This window comes from Paenibacillus sp. FSL K6-1096 (genome assembly GCF_037977055.1).
Classification (GTDB): domain Bacteria; phylum Bacillota; class Bacilli; order Paenibacillales; family Paenibacillaceae; genus Paenibacillus_AQ.
The window spans coordinates 661,436-681,089 of record NZ_CP150274.1 but is presented as its reverse complement, the minus strand read 5'-3'; the positions used below and the strand labels follow the sequence as shown (position 1 = coordinate 681,089).

The window sequence follows — 19,654 nt, the reverse complement described above, 5'->3', positions numbered from 1 at the left end:
CAAATGGCAGTAGATGCAAAGGCAGTAAAGGAACTTCGTGAAAGAACAGGAGCAGGAATGCTCGATTGCAAGAAAGCGCTGGAAGAAGCAAACAACGATATCACCAAAGCTGCTGAATTGCTTCGCGAGAAAGGCCTGGCTGCAGCAGCCAACAAAGCAGGACGTGTTGCTACAGAAGGTACTGTAGAGTCTTACATCCACGCTGGCGGCCGCATCGGCGTTCTGGTTGAAATCAACTGCGAAACAGACTTTGTAGGCAAAACAGATTCCTTCAAAGAATTCGCCCGCGACATCGCAATGCAGATCGCTGCAGCGAAGCCGCTGTATGTTCGCCGTGAAGAAGTACCGGCTGCTGATGTAGAGAAAGAAAAAGAAATTCTTAAGGCTCAGGCGCTGAACGAAGGCAAGCCGGAGAAAATCGTTGAAAAAATGGTGGAAGGCCGCATCAGCAAGTTCTATGAAGAATACTGCCTGCTGGAACAGCCATTTGTTAAAGACCCGGATAAGACGATCTCTCAGCTGCTGAACGAAAAGATCAGCACTATCGGTGAGAACATCTCCATCCGCCGCTTCGTACGTTTCGAGCTGGGTGAAGGTCTTGAGAAGAAAGTCGACAACTTCGTTGAAGAAGTAATGGCACAAGTGAACCAATAAGAGCTGCACAGCACTCTGGCATGAACTGAATAAAGGCAAGCATCAAAAGAGCGGAACACATACAAGAAGTGTTCCGTCTTTTGTAAGAAAGTGAGGGTATACAGTTGGAACAACCGGTATTTAAGAGAGTAGTCCTTAAGGTCAGCGGGGAATCGCTGGCTGGACAGAACGGCTATGGCATCGATGCCGACACGATTATCTCCATTGCAGAGCAGGTTAAAGAAGTCGTTGAGCTTGGAGTGCAGGTTGCGATTGTCTGCGGCGGCGGCAACATCTGGCGCGGAATCGCCGGAAGCGCAAGCGGAATTGACCGGGCTACAGCGGATTATATGGGAATGCTGGCAACGGTGATGAACTCGCTGGCCCTCCAGGACGCCCTGGAGCAGATCGATGTCCCTACCCGGGTGCAGACCTCCATCGCCATGCAGCAGATTGCTGAGCCTTATATCCGCCGCCGGGCAATCCGGCATCTGGAGAAGGGCCGTGTCGTTATCTTTGCCGCAGGGACCGGGAATCCGTTCTTCTCGACAGATACGACGGCAGCGCTCCGCGCGGCCGAGATCGAAGCTGAGGTCATTCTGATGGCCAAGAACAAAGTGGACGGCGTCTATTCTGCAGATCCATTCAAGGACAGCACGGCTGTGAAGTATGAGCAGCTTACTTATATGGATATTCTGAACAAGAACCTCGGGGTTATGGATTCCACCGCTTCCTCTCTCTGCATGGATAATAATATACCGCTCATTGTGTTTGCTATTACAGAGCAAGGCAATATCAAACGTGTCGTTCTCGGTGAAAGAATCGGGACGATGGTCAAAGGGAGTGTAAATTAATGCCACAATCGGTCAAGAAGAATGCCGAAGAGCGTATGGAAAAGGCGATTCTCTCGCTGAAGCGCGATCTGGCAACATTGCGGGCAGGACGCGCTTCGGCGTCGCTGCTGGATCGCATTCAAGTGGAGTACTACGGTGCTCCGACTCCTGTGAATCAGCTGGCCAACATCAGTACCCCGGACCCCCGGACCCTGATGATCCAGCCTTGGGACAAAAGCTCCCTGTCCGACATCGAGCGGGCGATTATGAAATCCGATATCGGAATTACCCCGGCCAATGACGGCACGATTATCCGGCTGTCGATTCCTCCGCTTACCGAGGAGCGCCGCAGCGAGCTGGTGAAGCTCACCAAGAAATTCGGCGAGGAAGCCAAGGTGGCCATCCGCAACATCCGCCGCGATGCGAACGATGACATTAAGAAGATGGAGAAGAACGGCATTTCCGAAGACGAATCACATGGACATCAGGAAGATATCCAGAAATCAACGGATAAGTTCATAGCTGAAGTCGATAAAGTGCTCTTGTCCAAAGAAAAAGAGATTATGGAAGTATAATGAAATTCAAGAGACTTCAGGCCCCTCCGCTATGGTGGGGTTTGTCTCTTTCTGATAAGAGCTTGGAGGAAACGGAAATGATCAAACGGATTCAAGAATGGCTGAGCCGTAAAGACAGGCAGGAGCCAGTCGAGATTTCACCGGATAATATTCCCCGGCATGTAGCGATAATTATGGATGGCAACGGGCGCTGGGCCAAACGGCGCGGTATGCCGCGGGTGGTGGGCCACCAGAACGGGATGAAGGCAGTCAAGCGTGCAACCATTGCCGCGAATGACCTGGGAGTAGAATTTTTGACTCTGTATGCTTTCTCTACGGAGAACTGGACCCGGCCGAAGGATGAAGTTGATTTCCTGATGCGTCTCCCCGTTGAATTCCTGGCGATTGAGCTGGACGAATTAATCGAGAAAAATGTGCAGGTACGCGTCATGGGCGACCCGGAGGCTCTGCCTTCCCATACCCGTAAGGCCATGGATGAAGCAGTGGCCCGCACCAAGAACAATACCGGACTTATATTGAATTTTGCGCTGAACTACGGCGGACGTAAAGAGATAGAAGACTGTATGCGCGAGATGGGCAAGGATATCCAGGCTGGTACGCTGTCGCCGGACGAGATCACATCAGAGTTGATCGGCAACAGACTTTTGTCCAGCGGATTACCCGATCCTGACCTGCTGATCCGCACCAGCGGCGAGAAGCGGCTCAGCAACTTTATGCTGTGGCAGATCGCGTACAGTGAGTTTTGGTTCACAGATGCGTATTGGCCGGAATTTGACAAAACACATCTGATGCAGGCTGTGGCGGAGTATCAGCGGCGCACACGCCGTTATGGCGGATTGAAGTAGCCTGATGGGAGAGGGATTGTTTGAAGCAGCGATTGATTACCGGAATTGTTGCCGGAGCCTTGTTTATGGGGTTATGCGTGTGGGGAGGCTGGCCGTATCAGCTGATGCTGACTGCCATGGCCCTCATCGGCTATTATGAATTCATCAAAATGACGGGTACAGCACCCTTCGGAATTCCGGCTGTACTCGGCTACATCTCTGTGCTGTGCTTCATGATTCCCTGGGATCTGCTGGGGAGAGACGAGTGGTTCTCCTGGGAGCAGGGCATATGGCTATTAATGCTGCTGTTCCTGCTGGTTACGGTGTTCAGCAAGAATAAGCTGGATATTAAGATCACCGCACTAATGTTCACCGGGATTGTGTACATAGGGATGGGCTTCTCCTATATGGCCATTGCCCGCGGGGCGGGAGACGGCCATGGTCTGTTCTGGACCCTGCTGCTGCTGTGCTGCATCTGGGGAAGTGATGCCGGAGCTTATTTTGTCGGCAGAAGCTTCGGGAAGAATAAGCTGTGGCCTGCTATCAGTCCCAACAAAACCATTGAAGGCGCGATTGGCGGAGTCCTGATTTCCGCTGTAATCTCTGCCGTGTTTGCCTTATTCGTTCCTGATCTGCTGACCATTCCGCGAGCGCTGCTGATCGGAGTATCCTGCGCCGTGCTGGGCCAGCTTGGAGATCTTGTACAATCTGCCTATAAACGGGTGTACGGTATTAAGGATTCAGGCTCGCTGCTGCCTGGTCACGGAGGCATCCTGGACCGCTGCGACAGCTGGATTATCGTATTTCCTTTCGTACATATCGTAATGCTGATGCCTTACTATTAACGACAGGGAGAAGGAAAGCAACTGTGAAAAAGATTAGTATTCTGGGCTCCACCGGCTCCATCGGCACCCAGACGCTGGATGTGGTAGCCATGCATCCCGAGGCTTTTGAGGTTGACGGATTGGCTGCGGGCAGCAATACTTCGCTGCTTCTGGAGCAGGTCCGCCGCTTCAAGCCGCGCCGTGTGTCTGTATCCACGCCGGAGCTTGCCGCAGAGATCAGATCCGCTCTGCCTGCCGGTGTCGAGCTGTACAGCGGCAGTGAGGGGCTGGTGGAGATTGCTGCCGGCGGAGATGCACAGACCGTTGTGACCGCGCTCGTTGGCAGTGTAGGCCTGCAGTCTACACTTGCAGCAATTGAAGCCGGAAGACATATTGGTCTGGCTAATAAAGAGACGCTGGTTACCGCCGGCCATCTCGTGACAGAGCTGGCCGGTTGCAGGGGCGTGAAGCTGCTGCCGGTGGACAGCGAGCATTCGGCGATATTTCAATGTCTGAACGGCGAGAACCGCCAGGACGTAGCTTCCATAACCATCACAGCCTCCGGCGGCTCGTTCCGCGATTCAACCCGCGAACAGCTTAAGGATGTTACGGTGGAGGATGCCCTGCGCCATCCCAACTGGAGTATGGGGGCCAAGATTACTATTGATTCGGCAACCATGGTTAATAAAGGGCTGGAGGTTATTGAGGCCCACCATCTGTTCGCCCTGCCCTATGATCAGATCAATGTGCTGCTGCACCCTGAGAGTATTATCCACTCGTATGTAGAATTCCGGGACAGCAGTATCATCGCCCAGCTCGGAACCCCGGATATGCGCGTTCCGATTCAATATGCGCTGACCTATCCGGACCGCTGGCCGTCGCCGGCTGAGCGTCTGTCGCTGGCCCGCATTGCCAGCCTCACCTTCCGCGAGATGGATTACAAGCGTTATCCGGCGCTGAAGATGGCGATTGACTCCGGGATTGCGGGCGGCACCGCGCCTACCGCGTTCAATGCCGCCAATGAGATTGCTGTGGCCCGCTTCCTGCGCGGCGAGATTCCTTTCTTGCGGATTGAAGAGATTATTGACGAAGTGTTGCAGCGCCATAACAACACGGCTAACCCTGATCTGGAGCAGATCCGCTTCTGTGATCTTGCCTCCCGGGAGCTTGCAGCTTCCCTGTAGACAGTCATGAAGCATGTGGAAATGGCGGTGGCGGCAATACCCTTTTAAAAATAGGGGTGGACTGTTGATTCTCTTGTGCCTTGCCTTGGAATAATGATAAATTAAGAGGACATACTTCGGTCTTACACCTTAAGGGGGAATGTTGCGCTATGGAGATGGTAAGAGTAGTTTTTTTGACAGTGTTCATGTTCTTCGTTCTGGTGACAGTCCATGAATGGGGACATTATTATTTCGCCAAACGTGCGGGAATTCTAGTGCGGGAATTTGCGATCGGTTTCGGTCCGAAACTGTTCTCTTATAAACGGGGGGAAACCCAATTTACGCTGCGCCTGCTGCCCTTCGGCGGATACGCCCGGATGGCTGGCGAGGACCCCGAGATGATTGAGATTGGCCCAGGCCAGACCATTGCCGTCCGGCTCGGCCAGGACAACAAGATTAAGAATATCTACCTGGATTCGCTGGATACCCGCCGCAATGTCATCCGCGGTGAAGCGGAATTCACGGATCTGGAGAATGAGCTGAAGATCCGGCTGAATGTCGACGGCGAAGTCACCACGTATGATGTGAACCCGCAGGCGATGATGATCAGAGGGACCCAGCAGACGCAGATAGCCCCGAAGGACCGCCAGTTTGGCAGCAAGACGGTGGGCCAGCGGGCTATCGCGATCCTGGCCGGGCCGGTGATGAACTTCATTCTGGCCTTTGTGCTGTTCGCGCTGCATTTGCAGATGGCCGGCATCCCGGTGGAGAATCCGTCCTATGTGAAGATCGGCGAGGTCAGCGAAGGTATGCCGGCCCAGGAAGCCGGCCTGAAGAAGGGCGACATCGTGGTCGCTGTGGATGGTCAGGCCATCGGCGGGGATTACAAGAAGATGATCACCCTCACTTCGGCCGCCAAAGGCAAAGAGATGGACTGGACCCTGGAGCGCGGCGGTGAGACCTTCAACGTCACAATGATTCCCCGGAGTATGGAAGGGGAAGAAGGCGGCAAGGTAGGCATCACGCCGGAGCTGCCTACGCGCAAGGCCGGGGCCGGCGAGACCATCACCAAGTCAAGCAAGGCTATGGTGGACACCACCGAGCTGATCTTTGTCGGCTTCAAGCAGCTGATCAACAAATTCAATATGGATGACATTTCCGGACCCGTGGGCACCTTCCAGCTGACTGGACAGATAGCCCAGCAGGGTATTCAATATCTGACCTACTGGGCGGCGATCCTCAGCCTGTACCTGGGCATCTTCAATCTGCTGCCGATTCCGGCCCTTGACGGCAGCCGGTTAGTATTCCTTGGAATTGAAGCGCTGCGCGGCAAGCCGGTAGATCCAAGCAGGGAAGGCATGGTCCATTTTGTGGGCTTCGCTCTTCTGTTCCTGGTAATGATCGCTGTAACTTATAATGATATTTTACGCCTGATTAGCGGCTGATCCACAACAATAGGAGGATTTTTATACATGGCCAAAGACAAGCAGTTTGTTACCGAGATCACGCCGCAAGGCGAGGATTTCTCCCGCTGGTACATCGATGTGATCAAAAAAGCGGATCTGATGGATTATTCGCCGGTCCGCGGCTGTATTGTGTTCAAGCCGGACGGCTATGAAATCTGGGAGCACATCCAGGAGGAGATGAACCGCCGCCTGAAGGCAACCGGACACCGCAACGCCTACTTCCCGCTGTTCATTCCGGAGAGCTTTTTCCAGAAGGAGAAGGAGCATGTGGAGGGCTTCAACCCTGAGCTGCCATGGGTAACTGAGGCCGGCGGCGATGTGCTGGAGGAGCGTCTGGCGATCCGTCCAACCTCTGAGACCATGTTCGGACATATGTATTCCAAGTGGATTCAGTCCTACCGCGATCTGCCGGTGCTGATCAACCAATGGGCCAACGTGGTCCGCTGGGAGAAACGTACTCTGCCATTCATCCGCACCACGGAATTCCTCTGGCAGGAAGGCCATACGGCGCATGAGAATGAGGCGGAGGCCCGCGAAGAAACAATGAGGATGCTGGAGAACTACCGTGACTTCGTAGAGACCTATCTGGCTATTCCGGTTGTTACGGGGCAGAAGACGCCTTCTGAACGGTTCGCCGGTGCGGTGGATACGTATTCGATCGAGGCGATGATGAAGGATGGACGGGCCGTACAAGCTGCTACCTCACATTATCTGGGCACGAAGTTCGCGGTTGCTTTTGACATTCAGTATCTGAACCGGGAGAATGTGCTGGAATATGCGCATACCACCTCCTGGGGCTCCACGACGCGTCTGATTGGTTCATTGATTATGGTGCATGGCGACGACCGTGGACTGGCTCTGCCGCCGAAGGTGGCGCCTACGCAGGTGATTATGATCCCGATCGGGCCGCCTAAGACCCGCGAAGCGGTTATCGCACGTACCGATGAGCTGTTTGCCGAACTGAAGCAGGCTGGAATCCGTGTGCGGGTGGACGACCGTGCCGATCTTACGCCAGGCTGGAAGTTCAATGAATATGAAATGCGCGGTGTCCCTGTCCGTCTGGAGCTTGGGCCGCGTGATATGGAGAACGGCGTCTGCGTGCTGGTATCGCGGATCAGCGGCGAGAAGAAGGTCATCCGGCAGGAGAATCTGGTGGAAGAAGTGAACGCCATGCTAGAGCAGGTGCATCAGGAGATGTTCGAGCGTGCCCTGAAGTTCCGGGAGGATCATTTCTATTCCGTGGATACCCTGGAGCAGATGAAGGATGCTATGGATGAGAAGCGCGGCTTCGCGCTTGCCGGCTGGTGCGGCTCGGAGGAATGTGAATCGAAGGTGAAGGAAGAGACCGGCGCAGGCAGCCGGAACATTCCGTTCCAGCCGTCCGAGACCAAGGAGACCTGTATCTGCTGCGGCAAGCCTGCACAGCATACCGTTGTTTTTGCCAAAGCGTATTAAGCGGTACCCTATATTTGCTAATATCAGCTTCTGGCGAGAGAGTCGGCGGGCCGCAAGTACCCAATGCTTTGGAGCCGGAAGCTTTTTTGAAGCCTGCAAACCTATACAGTTTTACAGTTAATTATTTGCCGAGTTAGGTGGGAGAGCATGGAGCATAACGTGGAGAGAAGAAAAAGGTTCGAGCTGCTTATGAAGCAGGGGGAGATCCCGCCTGCCATTATCGATCCCTACTTCATGGACGGACAGATTGAGCGCGTGGAGATCAGCCGCGGCAACCGTGACTGGCATATTGTCATTGCCAAGCAGAGCCTGATTCCGGCCCAGGCCTACCGGACCTTCATCCTTAGAATGCGCGAGAAGCTGCAGCATATTGCCAAGGTGAGCTTCCTGTTCCTCTATGAGGATACAATTAACCGGGCGGATATTGTCCAGGAGTATTGGGGGATGTTCCTGGAGTGGGTGCAGCGCGAGATTCCGTCTGTGAACGGATGGCTGACGCGCTCCAGCCAGGAGTTGACGGACGGCACGCTGGTGCTTGGCCTGAATGATTCGATGGCGCTGGAGCTGGCCCGCAAAAAAGGCATCGAAGCCGCCATTATCAAATATTATGCCAAATATTTCGGACTCGAGCTGAAGGTGAAGCTGCAGATTGCCGAGGACGAGAGCAAGGCGGATGCCTATGAGGAATTCCAGCAGAAGCTCCAGCAGGAGCAGCGTGAGCTGGTTGAGCTGATGATGACGGCGGTTGAGCCGGAGGAGCCTGAGGAGGCCGGGGACCCGAATGAGGTCATCAAGCTGCAGATCGGGAACGAGATCAAGGAGCAGGCCGTCTCCATTCTGGAAATTCAGGATGAAGAGAAGAAGATCACGATCCAGGGAACCATCTTCGGACTGGAGAGCAAGGAGCTTCGCAACGGCAACACGCTGTTCAGCTTCTGCCTGACGGATTTCACGGATTCCCTGCAGATGAAGATGTTCGCCAAGACCAAGGAAGATCTGAAGATCATGAGCCAGCTGGCCAACGGCAAATGGGTGCGGGCCCGCGGCAAAGTGGAATACGACCGCTTCATGCAAATTCCTGAGCTGGTGATGATTCCGAACGACCTTACTGAGGTGACCGCACCGCCGGCCCGCAAGGATAACGCCAAGCAGAAACGGGTGGAATTCCATCTTCACACGACAATGAGTACGATGGATGCCGTGACGACGATTACCGACTATGTCAAAACAGCGGCCAAGTGGGGCCACCCGGCGCTTGCGGTTACCGACCACGGCAATGTCCAGAGCTTCCCGGACGCGAACCATGCCGCCCACAAGCACAAGCTCAAAATGCTCTACGGCGTGGAAGCCAATGTCGTAAATGATGCGGTCAACATCGTGGAGAATGCACTGCCGCTGGAGCTGAAGACGGCCACCTATGTCGTATTCGATATCGAGACCACGGGTCTGTCGATCACGCGGAATAACATCACGGAGCTTGCTGCCATCAAAATGTGCGAGGGCAAGGAGCTTGGCCGTTATACGACCTTTGTGAATCCGCATGAGAAGATTCCATACCACATTCAGCAGCTGACTAACATCACTGATGAAATGGTCAAGGATGCGCCTGACCTGGCCCCTGTGCTGGAGGAATTCGTGGAGTTTGTCGGTGACAGCATTCTGGTCGCCCACAATGCGCGCTTCGATATGGGCTTCATTCAGGCTTCGCTTACTAAGCTGGGCCGGGCCACGCTTCCGAATCCGTGGCTGGATACGCTGGAGCTGGCGCGTCTGCTTTTCCCGACGATGAAGAATCACCGGCTTAACACGCTGGCCGACAAGTACAAGGTGCTGCTGGAGAGCCATCACCGGGCGGTAGATGATACGATTGCCCTGGGCGGCATTCTGAACGGTCTGCTGGCGGACGCGGAGAAGATGAAGGGGATCACCCGGCTGGACCGCCTGAATGACTATGTGGGCAATGACCTGTCGAATGTGCGGCCGTTTCACTGCAATATTTATGCGCTGAATCCTGCCGGGAAGAAGAATCTCTATAAGCTGATCTCGCTGTCTCATACCGAATATTACAAGCGGGTACCCTGCATTCCCAAATCCAAGCTGGAGGAGTACCGGGACGGACTATTGGTGATCTCCGGCTGCGAGCGGGGCGAATTCTTCGAAACGGTGCTGAACAAGACGGTGGAAGAAGCGATGGAGGTTGCCCAGTTCTATGATGTGCTGGAGATTCAGCCGCTGACCATGTACATGCATCTGGTGGACAAGGGCTTTGTCGCCAGCGCTGAGGACCTGCGGAATGTCTTGCGCAAAATCTGCGAGATTGGCGAACAGATGAACAAGCCGGTTATCGCAACAGGCAATGTGCACTATCTGGAGCCGCGCGACAAGCTGTTCCGCGATATCACTATCCACGGGATTACCGGGTTCAGTCCGCTGAAGGACCAGAATAAGCCGGATGCCCACTTCCGCACGACCGATGAGATGCTGGCCGAGTTCGAATTCCTGGGTGCGGAGAAGGCAATGGAGGTCGTGGTCACGAATACGGTTGAGCTGGCGGAACGGTTCGAGGAATATGATCTGTTCCCCAGCGACCTGTTCACGCCGATCATTGAAGGGGCGGATGATGAGATCCGCAATACCTGCTACAACACGGCCAAGTCGATCTATGGCGAAGAGCTGCCGGAGGTCGTTGTGGCCCGCCTGGAGAAAGAGCTTGCACCGATTATCAAATACGGCTTCTCCGCCAACTATCTGATTTCTGAACGGCTGGTCAAAAAGTCGAACCAGGACGGATATCTCGTCGGCTCGCGCGGATCGGTAGGCTCGTCGGTTGTCGCTACCTTTCTCGGGATCTCCGAGGTTAACCCGCTTCCGGCTCATTATATCTGCACGAATCCTGAATGCAGGCACAGCGAATGGTTCCTGGACGGCAGTGTGCCGAGCGGCTTCGACCTGCCGGACAAGGACTGCCCGGATTGCGGCGGCAAGCTGAAGGGGGAAGGCCAGGATATTCCGTTTGAGACCTTCCTGGGCTTCAAGGGAGACAAGGTTCCCGATATCGACCTTAACTTCTCCGGGGAATACCAGCCGAATGCCCATAACTTCACCAAAACCATGTTCGGGCCGGACAATGTATTCCGGGCGGGAACGATCGGTACGGTTGCGGAGAAGACCGCCTACGGCTTCGCCAAGAAATATGAGGAGCATCACCAGAAGCGGTGGCGCGGCGCAGAGGTCGGGCGGCTGGCTGCCGGATGTACCGGCGTTAAGCGCAGCACCGGCCAGCATCCCGGAGGGATTGTGGTTTTGCCGGATTATATGGAGATTGAAGATATTACGCCCGTACAGTACCCGGCAGATGATGTGACCTCAGAGTGGAAAACGACTCATTTCGACTATCACGCCTTCGACGCCAACCTGCTGAAGCTCGATATCCTCGGCCACGATGATCCGACGATGATGCGGATGCTGCAGGACCTGACCGGGGTGGATCCGACGACCATTCCGATGAATGATCCGAAGGTCATGAGCATGTTCAACTCGACGGATGCGCTCGGGGTGCGGCCGGATCAGATCCGGACTCCGGTAGCCACCTACGGGGTGCCGGAGATGGGGACGAAGTTCGTCCGCCAGATGCTTGTAGAAGCGAAGCCCTCCAGCTTCGCCGACCTGCTGCAGATCTCCGGACTGTCCCATGGAACCGGCGTATGGCTCGGCAATGCCCAGGAGCTGATCAAGAATAATACCTGCAACATCAAGACGGTTATCGGCTGCCGTGACGATATCATGTTATACCTGATTTATAAGGCGGGTATGGATGCCAGTCTGGCCTTCAAAATCACAGAAAGCGTGCGTAAAGGGAAAGGGCTGCCGCCGGAGTGGATTGAAGAGATGAAGAACTGCAAGGTGCCGCAATGGTATATTGATTCCTGCCTCAAAATCCAGTACATGTTCCCGAAGGCCCACGCTGCGGCGTATGTTATCTCTGCGGTGCGGACTGCCTTCTTCAAGCTGTATTATCCAATTGAATATTATGCAACGTACTTCTCGGTCCGCGCGGCCGACTTCGACATCGAGCTGTGCTGCAAGGGCTATGAGGCGATTCTGAAGCAGCTTGTAGAGATTGAAGGCAAGGGCTTCCAGGCGCTGCCGAAGGAGAAAGCAATGCTTCCGGTGCTGGAGATGGCGCTGGAGATGACGGCGCGCGGCTTCACCTTCAAGAATATCGATCTGTACCGTTCCGATGCGACTAGGTTCACCGTTGACGGCACGAGTCTGATTCCGCCGTTCTCCTCACTGGCCGGGATCGGTGACAACGCCGCCATCAATATCGCCGCGGCGAAGGAGGCGGGAGAGTTCCTCTCCATTGAGGATTTCCAGCAGAAATCCAAGGCCAGTAAGACTGTAATTGAGCTGCTGACCGGCATGGGCTGCTTCCGCGGACTGCCGGAGAGCAACCAGCTCTCCTTGTTCTAACCCTTATGTTTCAGGGCTCAAAAAGGGGAGTCAAGGGCTGGTACTTGTCAGTACACACGCACTATGGTATAATTTTTTTGGTAATAATGAGATAAGTCCGTTGTGTAAAGAGTGGGGAAACCCACTCTTTATCTTTGGTATATAGCAAAAGACAAGTTCGTGGAGGTAATTTTCTTTTGAGCACATCTAAATCCAAAATTAAACAAACGGTAGAGCAGCTGCTCGGGTCCTATCTTGAGGACAATGGCTTTGAACTGGTGGACGTGGAATACGTGAAGGAAGGCTCGAACTGGTTCCTGCGCATATTCGTAGACAAAGAAGGCGGCATCGATATTGATGACTGCGGCACCATCAGTGAATATATCAGCCAGAAGCTGGATGAGAACGATCCGTTCTCCGAAGCTTATTTCCTTGAGGTATCCTCGCCTGGAGCTGAACGTCCGCTCAAGAAAGCCGCAGATGTTGCCAAAGCGGTCGGCAAGGATGTCTTTGTAACGGTGTATGAGCCGATTCAGGGACTCAAGGAATTCGAAGGTCGTTTGCTCTCGTTCGAGAACGAGGAACTGCTCATCTCCGCGGGCAAAAAACAGCATGTTGTACCGTATGCCAAGGTCGCCAGTGCGAGATTGGCCATTATTTTTTAACGTCTTGAAAGGGGGACCGGAATTTCATGAGTATGGAGTTTATTGAAGCTATGAATGAACTGGAAAGGGAGAAAGGCATCAGCAAGGATGTGCTGTTCGAAGCCATCGAGGCTGCGCTGATCTCCAGCTATAAACGCAATTTCAATGCGGCGCAGAATGTGCGTGTGGATATGAACCGCAACACAGGCGTTATCAAGGTGTTCGCCCGCAAGCTGATTGTGGAGGAGGTGCTGGACCCGCGGACGGAAATCTCGCTTCTCTCCGCCCGGGAGATCAACCCGCACTTCCAGCTGGAGGATGTCGCCGAGCAGGAGGTTACCCCGCGTGATTTCGGCCGGATTGCAGCGCAGACCGCGAAGCAGGTGGTGACCCAGCGCATCCGCGAAGCGGAGCGTGGCCTGATCTATAACGCTTTTATCGACAAGGAAGATGATATCGTCACCGGCCTTGTCCAGCGTCAGGATATGCGCAACATCTATGTGGACCTTGGCAAAATTGAAGCGGTGCTTCCGCTGAGCGAGCTGATGCCCGGAGAGAAGTTCAAACAAAGCGAGCGTATCAAGGCATATATCACCAAAGTGGAGAACACGACCAAAGGGCCGCAGATCATGCTGTCCCGCAGTCATCCGGGTCTCCTGAAGCGTCTGTTCGAGCTGGAGGTGCCTGAGATTTTTGACGGGGTTGTGGAGATCCGTTCCGTGGCCCGGGAAGCCGGCTTCCGTTCCAAGATTGCTGTATACTCGCGTAACCCTGAGGTGGACCCGGTCGGCTCCTGCGTAGGGCCGAGAGGTACACGCGTACAGACCATCGTAACGGAGCTGCGCGGCGAGAAGATTGATATTGTCCGCTATTCCGAGCTTGTGCAGGAGTACGTAGCCAATGCGCTCAGCCCGTCCAAGGTGCTTGAGGTTCAGGTCTTTGAAGCTGAGAAGATGGCGCGTGTTATTGTTCCTGATTATCAATTATCGCTGGCCATCGGCATCAAGGGGCAGAATGCCCGCCTTGCCGCCAAGCTGACCGGCTGGAAGATCGATATCAAGAGCGAGACCCAGGCGGAGCAGGAATACGGCAGACCCAGATCTTCCAATGATGAAATGCATCAGGATTCCGTCTCCATTGATTAATGAATGCTGACTGACGGGAGGCGTTACTAATGAAGCAACGAAAGGTGCCGCTGCGCAAATGCGTGGCCAGCCAGCAGATGATGCCCAAGAAAGAGCTCATTCGCGTGGTGAGAACGCCGGAAGGTGAAGTGCTGATCGATCTGACAGGCAAGAAGTCGGGCCGTGGCGCTTATATCTGCGGCAAGCTGGAGTATTTCAAGCTGGCACAAAAAAACAAAGCACTGGACCGGGCCTTGAAATGCCAGGTCAGTCCTGAAATCTATGCCCAGCTTGCCCGGGATTTTGCATCCGTGGAGGAGCAGTTTTTGGCAGCGAAGGATAGTGAGGACATTGAGCAAGAGTAAGACACTTTCTTATTTAGGGCTTGCCATGAGAGCAGGCAAGATTGTCACCGGCGACGAGGCTGTGCTTAAGGCAGTACGGTCTTCAGAGGCGAAGCTGGTCGTCCTGGCGGGTGACGCTTCAGATAATACCCAGAAGAAGTTCCGCGATAAATGCGGGACCTACGATATTCCACTAGCAATCGCATTTCACCGGGATGAACTCGGTGCAAGTATTGGTAAAGACCAGCGCGTGGTGCTGGCCGTTACGGATAAAGGATTCGCGGAAATGATCTCCAGAACGCTTGGAGATACTGTCGGAGGTGGAGTTATTGACTAAAGAAGATAACAAAGATAAGCTCCGCGTATATGAATACGCGAAGTCTCTAAACATGAGCAGCAAAGAAATTATTACAATTCTGAAGCGTTTGAATGTTCCAGTGAATAATCATATGAGTGTCATGGAGAACAGCTCCGTGAGCAAAGTGGAACAATTCTTCAAGGATATTAAGACAAACGCTGCAGCCAAGCGGGACACAGGCGCCAGCAGCCGCCCGGCAGTAACTGCCGGTGCGGTAACAGCCGAAGCCCACAGTGCTCAGAATGCCAACAAAATTCAATCGGAAAAGCAGGTAGGTATGAACAGTAACCAAAACAACAACCAATCGACGATGTCACCAAGGCCCCAAAGCGGACAAGATTCCCGCAGAACACAAGGATCAGGCACAACGCAGAACTCGCGCCCTCAGGGCAATTCCGGCGGAGGTAACCGTCCGCAGGGCGGCTCCGCAGGCGGCAACCGCCCGCAAAGCGGCTCCGGCGGCAACCGCGCCCAAGGCGGCTCCGCAGGCGGCAACCGTACCCAGGGCAGCTCCGCAGGCAGCAACCGCCCGCAGGGCAGCACCACTGGTGGCGGCAACCGCACCCAAGGCAGCTCCGCAGGCGGCAACCGTCCGCAGGCTAGCACAGGCGGCGGCAACCGTCCGCAGGGCGGCTCTACTGGCGGCAACCGTCCGCAAGGCGGCTCCGGCGGCGGCAACCGTACCCAAGGTCAAGGCAGCGGCGGCGACTTCTCGCGCGGCGGTGACCGCGGACCGAAGAAGAACACCACCGGCGGCAGACCGGGCGGCAACAACAGCGGCCAAAGACGGTTTGAAGACGGCAAGGGCGGTAACTTCCGCGGCCGCGGCGGCAAGAATAATAACCGTGGCAGAAACCAGCCGACCGTATACCGTGAGAAGATTGACAACACACCGAAGAAGATTATTGTTCGCGGCAGCATGACCGTCGGTGAAACCGCGAAGCTGCTGCACAAGGATGCTTCGGAAGTAATTAAGAAGCTGATCTCGATGGGGGTTATGGCCACCATCAACCAGGAGCTGGATATCGATACCATTCTGCTGCTCTCCGGTGAATTCGGAGTTGAAGTAGAAGTGAAGATTCCGGTCGATGAAGACAGCTTCGAGACCGTGGAAGAGAATGACTCCGAAGAGGATCTGATGACCCGTCCGCCGGTAGTAACCATCATGGGTCACGTTGACCATGGTAAAACCACCTTGCTCGATGCCATTCGTTCCACGAACGTGACCGGCGGCGAAGCAGGCGGAATCACCCAGCACATCGGTGCTTATCAGGTCGAAATCAACCAGAAGAAAATTACCTTCCTGGATACTCCTGGCCACGAAGCCTTCACAGCTATGCGTGCGCGCGGAGCTCAGGTGACAGATATGACGATCATCGTTGTAGCAGCAGATGACGGTGTAATGCCGCAGACTGTGGAAGCGATCAACCATGCCAAGGCTGCCGGACTTCCGATCATTGTTGCCGTCAACAAGATCGACAAGCCGGGTGCAGACCCTGACCGGGTGAAGCAGGAGCTGACCAACTACGAGCTGGTGCCGGAAGAGTGGGGCGGCGATACGATCTTCGTTAACCTGTCCGCGAAGCAGCGCATCAACCTCGAAGAGCTGCTGGAGATGATTCTCCTCGTGGCTGAGGTGAATGAGTACAAGGCGAACCCGGACAAACGGGCGCGCGGTACAGTTATTGAAGCGGAGCTTGATAAGAACCGCGGACCGGTGGCCCGTATTCTCGTGCAGAACGGTACGCTGAAGGTCGGAGACGCTTTTGTCGCAGGGAACTGCTTCGGCCGTGTCCGTGCCATGGTCAATGACAAGGGACGCAAAATCAAGGAAGCGGGACCTTCCACTCCGGTGGAAATTACCGGTCTGACCGAAGTGCCGCAGGCGGGCGATCCGTTCATGGCCTTCGAGGACGAGCGCAAAGCCCGTGCCATTGCCGACAGACGTTCTACCACACAGCGCCAGTCCGAGCTGAACACGAATACCCGTGTAACTCTGGATGACCTGTTCAAGCATATCAAGGAAGGCGAGATCAAGGATCTCAACGTGATTATCAAGGGTGACGTACAAGGTTCGGTTGAGGCGCTCAAGGGCTCTCTGGCCAAAATCGAAGTCGAAGGCGTGCGCGTGAAGATCATTCACAGCGGTGCCGGAGCGATTACCGAGTCCGATATTACCCTGGCGGCTGCCTCCAACGCGATTGTGATCGGCTTCAACGTTCGTCCGGATGCCCAGACGAAGGCTGCGGCAGAGCAGGAGAAGGTGGATGTACGCCTGCACAACATCATCTACAACGTAATTGAAGAAATTGAAAGTGCCATGAAGGGGATGCTTGATCCCGTCTATAAAGAGAGTGTTATCGGCCACGCTGAAGTGCGCAATGTATTCAAAATCAGCAAAGTGGGCAGTGTCGCAGGCTGTATGGTTACCGACGGCAAAATTACCCGCAATGCTGAGCTGCGCCTGATCCGCGGCGGTATCGTTGTCTTCACAGGCAAAATCGACACCTTGAAACGTTTCAAAGATGACGCCAAAGAAGTGGCCCAGGGTTATGAATGTGGTATAACTTTGGAACGCTATAATGATATCGCGGAAGGCGATATCATCGAAGCTTTCATCATGGAAACGGTAGAGCGCTAAGCAAAGAGGTGAAACAACATGTCTAAAATCAGAGCCGGACGGGTTGGCGAGCAGATCAAGAAAGAGCTGAGCCAGCTCATCCAAACCGGGCTGAAGGACCCGCGTGTCGGGTTCGTCACGGTAACAGGCGTAGATGTGACCAATGATTTGTCACAGGCCAAGGTATACCTGAGCGTATTCGGAGACGAGGCGCAGCAGTCAGACTCGCTCAAGGCGATCGAGAAAGCGGGGGGCTTCCTCCGCTCGGAGATCGGCAAGGCGATCCGCCTCCGTCACACCCCGGAGCTGATCTTCAAGATCGATGAATCCGTTGCTTACGGAAGTCATATCGAGAAGCTGCTCGGGGAGATCGAAAAAAACGAATAGGCTACGGAACATAAAGGAGACGGCGAATGCAGAGCTATGAACAAAGTCTCCGGCAGGCGCGTAAGTTTCTGCTGGAACACGACGATTATCTTGTAGTGTCGCATGTTCAGCCGGACGGAGATGCAGTCAGCTCCACCCTCGCGGTGGGCTGGCTTCTCTCATGTCTGGGCAAAAAATACACGATGCTGAACGAGGGGCCGATTCCGAAGCGGATGGAATATCTGTGGCATGCCGATCAGATTGTGAATCTGTCTGCGGAGAAGCTGCCGCGCAAGTTCAGCCATATCATTTGTGTGGATTGTGCTGATTTCCAGCGGGTGGGGCTGACCCAGCACCATTTCGCCAGTGATGCACTCATACTGAATATCGATCATCATCCAACGAATAACGGGTATGGTTCGGTGACGCTGATCAAGCCGGATGCGGCAGCCACAGCGGAGATTCTGTTCGATCTGCTGAAGACGTTCGAGGTGGAGTGGGATATCGATATCGCCACAGCGGTCTATACCGGACTGCTGACAGATACCGGCGGATTCCGCTACAGCAATACCTCGCCTAAGGTGATGGCGGCTGTATCCGAGCTGCTGGCGCTGGGCGTGAATGGTCCTGATCTGGCTGAGACCCTGCTTGAAGAGATGACCCTTCCCCAGGTGAAGGTATTGAACCGTGCGCTCAGTACCCTTCAACTGAGTCCCGAAGGGGACATCGCCTGGCTGTATGTAACGCCCCAGGACATGCTGGATTGCGGAGCTGCGAACGAGGATCTTGAAGGGATTGTCAATTATCCGCGCAACATCCGCGGGGTTGAGGTCGGCATTCTGTTCAAGGTCATCGACGATCAGGCCGTGAAGGCCAGCCTGCGCTCCGCAGGCAAGGTGGATGTAGCGGCGCTGGCACAGGCCTTCGGCGGCGGCGGGCATACCCGTGCTGCCGGGGCAAGGATTAACGGAACGCTCGAAGAGGCGGTTGCCCTGGTGCTGGAGGAGGTTAAGCGTCATTTATGAGTGAGCTGACAGGAGTGCTGGCCGTCTATAAGCCGGCCGGGTTCACTTCACATGATGTGGTGGCCAAAGCACGGCGCATACTGGGCATGAAGCGGATCGGTCACACCGGAACGCTCGACCCGCAGGTTACCGGCGTGCTGCCGCTCTGCCTGGGACGGGCTACACGGGTCGTTGAGTATATTCAGGAGCTGCCCAAGGAATATGTAGCGACACTCAGGCTGGGACTGGCCAGCGATACTGAGGATCTGACCGGAACCATTACCGAATCTGTGGACGAGGTTCAGGTCTCCGAGGCCGAGGTACTGGCGGTGCTGGACTCCTTCAAGGGTGTGATCTCGCAGGTGCCTCCAATGTACTCAGCGGTTAAGGTGGACGGCAAGCGACTGTACGAGCTGGCAAGAGAAGGCAAGACCGTAGAGCGCAAGAGCCGTGAAGTGGAGATTTATGAGATTGAAATGCAGCGCATGGTCTGGAACGGCAAGTACCCCGATATAACCTTCCGGGTATTATGCTCCAAAGGGACTTACATCCGCACCCTCTGTGTGGATATCGGGCGCAAGCTTGGGGTTCCGGGTGTGATGGTGGAGCTGGTGCGGACCATGTCAGCCGGCATCCCGGCCAGTCATTGCCTGACCCTGGAGCAAATCGCCGAGTACAAGAAGGAAGATACGCTGGAGGAGCATCTGATTGCTGCCGATGAAGCGATTTCCCATATGCCCCGGCATACGGTGGCTGAAGAGAAGCGGAAGGCGGCACTCCAGGGCCAGCGTCTTTCCGCCCGCTCGGTTACGCCCGAAGTGAAGGACAGCGGTGATTTCCGGCTGTATGACCAGCGCGGAGAATTCCTTGGAATCTATGCGCTGGAAGCCTCCGGCGCGGTTGCACCGGTCAAAGTGTTCGCCCAGGCCTAGACAGGACTTAGACAGCAGACTCTAATTTATTTGTGAA

Annotated in this window: 16 protein-coding genes and 1 pseudogene; all 17 read left to right on the top strand. The window is 54.8% G+C overall.

The annotated features are described in order from the left end of the window. Positions 1 to 3: 3 nt before the first annotated feature. The 17 genes and pseudogenes from tsf to truB all read left to right on the top strand — a co-directional run bounded on the left by tsf (position 4) and on the right by truB (position 19,617). Positions 4 to 654, top strand: a complete 651-nt coding sequence (gene tsf / locus MHI24_RS03010) for a translation elongation factor Ts (protein ID WP_340024079.1) — start codon at positions 4 to 6, stop codon at positions 652 to 654. A 104-nt stretch (positions 655 to 758) separates the two neighbouring features. Continuing rightward, positions 759 to 1,487, top strand: a complete 729-nt coding sequence (gene pyrH / locus MHI24_RS03005; RefSeq protein WP_238653762.1) for a UMP kinase — start codon at positions 759 to 761, stop codon at positions 1,485 to 1,487. Next, positions 1,487 to 2,041 (top strand): ribosome recycling factor, encoded by a 555-nt coding sequence (gene frr / locus MHI24_RS03000; protein WP_340024078.1) that lies wholly within the window; start codon positions 1,487 to 1,489, stop codon positions 2,039 to 2,041. The genes pyrH and frr overlap by 1 nt, the downstream gene beginning before the upstream one ends. 77 nt (positions 2,042 to 2,118) lie before the next feature. Further along, positions 2,119 to 2,886: an isoprenyl transferase gene (locus tag MHI24_RS02995; RefSeq protein WP_340024077.1), complete on the top strand. Its 768-nt coding sequence runs from the start codon at positions 2,119 to 2,121 to the stop codon at positions 2,884 to 2,886. Between the two features lie 20 nt (positions 2,887 to 2,906). Next, positions 2,907 to 3,710, top strand: coding sequence for a phosphatidate cytidylyltransferase (locus tag MHI24_RS02990; RefSeq protein WP_340024076.1), 804 nt, complete (start codon positions 2,907 to 2,909; stop codon positions 3,708 to 3,710). Positions 3,711 to 3,733: 23 nt separating this feature from the next. Further along, complete coding sequence (locus MHI24_RS02985; protein ID WP_340024075.1) at positions 3,734 to 4,873, top strand: 1-deoxy-D-xylulose-5-phosphate reductoisomerase; 1,140 nt, start codon at positions 3,734 to 3,736, stop codon at positions 4,871 to 4,873. A 149-nt stretch (positions 4,874 to 5,022) separates the two neighbouring features. Continuing rightward, the gene (rseP, locus tag MHI24_RS02980) at positions 5,023 to 6,297 is read left to right on the top strand and encodes an RIP metalloprotease RseP (protein ID WP_340024074.1); all 1,275 of its coding nucleotides are present in this window, start codon (positions 5,023 to 5,025) and stop codon (positions 6,295 to 6,297) included. A 27-nt stretch (positions 6,298 to 6,324) separates the two neighbouring features. Beyond that, positions 6,325 to 7,773, top strand: coding sequence for a proline--tRNA ligase (gene proS, locus MHI24_RS02975; RefSeq protein ID WP_340024073.1), 1,449 nt, complete (start codon positions 6,325 to 6,327; stop codon positions 7,771 to 7,773). Between the two features lie 147 nt (positions 7,774 to 7,920). After that, positions 7,921 to 12,246, top strand: coding sequence for a PolC-type DNA polymerase III (locus MHI24_RS02970; RefSeq protein ID WP_340024072.1), 4,326 nt, complete (start codon positions 7,921 to 7,923; stop codon positions 12,244 to 12,246). A 176-nt stretch (positions 12,247 to 12,422) separates the two neighbouring features. Further along, the gene (gene rimP / locus MHI24_RS02965) at positions 12,423 to 12,890 is read left to right on the top strand and encodes a ribosome maturation factor RimP (protein ID WP_238653754.1); all 468 of its coding nucleotides are present in this window, start codon (positions 12,423 to 12,425) and stop codon (positions 12,888 to 12,890) included. 26 nt (positions 12,891 to 12,916) lie between these two features. After that, positions 12,917 to 14,014 (top strand): transcription termination factor NusA, encoded by a 1,098-nt coding sequence (gene nusA, locus MHI24_RS02960; protein ID WP_340024071.1) that lies wholly within the window; start codon positions 12,917 to 12,919, stop codon positions 14,012 to 14,014. 29 nt (positions 14,015 to 14,043) lie between these two features. Further along, positions 14,044 to 14,358, top strand: coding sequence for a YlxR family protein (locus MHI24_RS02955; protein WP_340024070.1), 315 nt, complete (start codon positions 14,044 to 14,046; stop codon positions 14,356 to 14,358). Positions 14,359 to 14,383: 25 nt separating this feature from the next. Further along, a pseudogene (locus MHI24_RS02950) lies at positions 14,384 to 14,669 on the top strand (ribosomal L7Ae/L30e/S12e/Gadd45 family protein); the annotation flags it as partial. Beyond that, on the top strand, positions 14,667 to 17,336 hold the full coding sequence (infB, locus tag MHI24_RS02945; RefSeq protein WP_340026590.1) for a translation initiation factor IF-2: 2,670 nt from the start codon (positions 14,667 to 14,669) through the stop codon (positions 17,334 to 17,336). The pseudogene MHI24_RS02950 and the gene infB, both read left to right, overlap by 3 nt. An 18-nt stretch (positions 17,337 to 17,354) precedes the next feature. Beyond that, the gene (rbfA, locus tag MHI24_RS02940) at positions 17,355 to 17,702 is read left to right on the top strand and encodes a 30S ribosome-binding factor RbfA (protein ID WP_340024069.1); all 348 of its coding nucleotides are present in this window, start codon (positions 17,355 to 17,357) and stop codon (positions 17,700 to 17,702) included. A gap of 26 nt (positions 17,703 to 17,728) precedes the next feature. Then, entirely contained in the window at positions 17,729 to 18,706 is a 978-nt protein-coding gene (locus tag MHI24_RS02935; protein ID WP_340024068.1) for a bifunctional oligoribonuclease/PAP phosphatase NrnA, read from the top strand. After that, complete coding sequence (gene truB / locus MHI24_RS02930) at positions 18,703 to 19,617, top strand: tRNA pseudouridine(55) synthase TruB (RefSeq protein ID WP_340024067.1); 915 nt, start codon at positions 18,703 to 18,705, stop codon at positions 19,615 to 19,617. Before MHI24_RS02935 ends, truB begins: the two co-directional genes overlap by 4 nt. The last annotated feature ends 37 nt before the right edge of the window (positions 19,618 to 19,654 follow it).

Excerpts from the sequence above, each read along its gene's own strand:
- MHI24_RS02935 (WP_340024068.1), top strand. The coding sequence starts at position 17,729 with ATGCAGAGCTATGAACAAAGTCTCCGGCAGGCGCGTAAGTTTCTGCTG.
- MHI24_RS02995 (WP_340024077.1), top strand. The coding sequence starts at position 2,119 with ATGATCAAACGGATTCAAGAATGGCTGAGCCGTAAAGACAGGCAGGAG.
- MHI24_RS02970 (WP_340024072.1), top strand. The coding sequence starts at position 7,921 with ATGGAGCATAACGTGGAGAGAAGAAAAAGGTTCGAGCTGCTTATGAAG.
- truB (WP_340024067.1), top strand. The coding sequence starts at position 18,703 with ATGAGTGAGCTGACAGGAGTGCTGGCCGTCTATAAGCCGGCCGGGTTC.
- nusA (WP_340024071.1), top strand. The coding sequence starts at position 12,917 with ATGAGTATGGAGTTTATTGAAGCTATGAATGAACTGGAAAGGGAGAAA.
- rseP (WP_340024074.1), top strand. The coding sequence starts at position 5,023 with ATGGAGATGGTAAGAGTAGTTTTTTTGACAGTGTTCATGTTCTTCGTT.
- tsf (WP_340024079.1), top strand. The coding sequence starts at position 4 with ATGGCAGTAGATGCAAAGGCAGTAAAGGAACTTCGTGAAAGAACAGGA.
- rbfA (WP_340024069.1), top strand. The coding sequence starts at position 17,355 with ATGTCTAAAATCAGAGCCGGACGGGTTGGCGAGCAGATCAAGAAAGAG.
- MHI24_RS02955 (WP_340024070.1), top strand. The coding sequence starts at position 14,044 with ATGAAGCAACGAAAGGTGCCGCTGCGCAAATGCGTGGCCAGCCAGCAG.
- frr (WP_340024078.1), top strand. The coding sequence starts at position 1,487 with ATGCCACAATCGGTCAAGAAGAATGCCGAAGAGCGTATGGAAAAGGCG.
- proS (WP_340024073.1), top strand. The coding sequence starts at position 6,325 with ATGGCCAAAGACAAGCAGTTTGTTACCGAGATCACGCCGCAAGGCGAG.